Source organism: Bradyrhizobium sp. 197, from assembly GCF_023073375.1.
Lineage (GTDB): Bacteria > Pseudomonadota > Alphaproteobacteria > Rhizobiales > Xanthobacteraceae > Bradyrhizobium.
Window position 1 is genome coordinate 1 of record NZ_JADPJJ010000154.1, and the last position, 1,537, is coordinate 1,537.

The following is a 1,537-nucleotide window of genomic DNA, read 5'->3' on the forward strand; positions in this document are numbered from 1 at the left end:
GGTGTCGCGGCGAGGTGATGATTGCCGCGATGATTGTCGCGCGCAAGAGTTTTGTTCGCTCTGATTGTCGCGGAGCGTCAATCAGCGAGTGTTTTTGGTGTCGCGTGCGAGGATGGTCGCCCTGGACCACGCTTCCGCTCGAGCGCGGTGCGCCTGCGATAGCTTTCGACGTTCATCTCGACGATGGTGGCGTGGTGAACGAGGCGATCGATGGCGGCGAGCGTCATAGCAGGATCCGGGAAGACCCTGTTCCACTCTCCAAAGGGCTGATTGGCGGTGATCAGCATGGAACGCCGCTCGTAGCGAGCGCTGATGAGCTCGAACAGCACGCTGGTCTCGGCCTGGTCCTTGGTGACGTAGGCAAGATCATCGCAGATCAGGAGGTCGAAGCGATCGAGGCGGTTAATGGCGGCCTCGAGATTGAGCTCGCGCCGCGCCACCTGGAGCTTCTGGACGAGATCGGTGGTGCGGGTGAAGAGGACGCGCCATCCGTTCTCGATAAGGGCCAGGCCGATGGCTGCCGCCAAGTGACTCTTGCCGCCGCCGGGCGGGCCGAACAGCAGCAGATTGGCGCCCTTGCCGAGCCAACCATCGCCGGCGGCGAGCGCGGTCACCTGTGCCTTGGAGATCATCGGCACAGCCTCGAAGTCGAAGTTGTCGAAGGTCTTTCCAGCGGGCAGCCGCGCCTCGACGAGATGGCGCTCGACGCGGCGGCGGCCGCGTTCGGCGATCTCGTGCTCGGCAATGGTGGCGAGGAAGCGGGCCGCCGGCCAGCCTTCCTTGTCGGACTGCTCGGCAAATTGCGGCCACAGCACCTTGATGGCTGGCAGCCGCAACTCGTTGAGCAATAGATTGAGGCGCGCGGTGTCAATGGTGTTGGCCGTGCTCATGCGGCACCTCCGATCTCGCCGGCACCGATGAGGCACTCATAGGTGGCGAGCGGTGCGAGCTGCACCACGACGTGCGGCACGCAGGCCGGATCGGAAGAGAAGTAAGCGCGCAGCCGGTTGAGGTCGGGCAGTCGGCCGGCATCAAGCTCGGTCGCGAGCTGATCGGCGAGTTCGGCCTCGCAGCCGCGCTCATGGGCCAGTACGAGCAGATCGACCATGATCCGGCAGGCTTTCCTGTCCGGCAGCCGTTCGCGCAAGCAATCGAAGGTTCGGCGATAGGCATCGCGCGGGAACAGCCGATCACGGTAGACGAGATTGAGCAGCGCCATTGGCTTGCGCCGCAAGGAATGGATCACGTGCCGATAATCGACGACCTGGTCGTGCTTGCCGTTGGGATGCGGCCGCCCACGCGGCAGGGTGACGAGATGGGTGCCGCCGACGAACACGTCGAGACGATCGTCGTAAAGGCGCACCCGCAGTTGGTGCCCGATCAAACGCGACGGCACGGTGTAAAACACCTTGCGCAAGGTGAAGCCGCCGCTTGACGTCACGCGGACAATCACCTCCTCGTAGTCCGAGGTGCGGCGATCTGGCAACGCCTGCAGGGTGGCGCGCTCGTGGTCGATCCGCTTGGCGTTGCGGGCATT

2 protein-coding genes are annotated in these 1,537 nt (G+C 64.4%); both read right to left on the minus strand.

Annotation, left to right across the window (positions count from 1 at the left end; translation table 11 throughout):
- Nucleotides 1-77 precede the first annotated feature (77 nt).
- Nucleotides 78-890 (minus strand): IS21-like element ISBj11 family helper ATPase IstB, encoded by an 813-nt coding sequence (gene istB, locus IVB27_RS34815; RefSeq protein ID WP_247300139.1) that lies wholly within the window; start codon nt 888-890, stop codon nt 78-80.
- Nucleotides 887-1,537: Mu transposase domain-containing protein (locus IVB27_RS34820; protein ID WP_524536536.1), on the minus strand; the 651-nt coding region annotated here is incomplete at its 5' end. The genes IVB27_RS34820 and istB, both read right to left, overlap by 4 nt.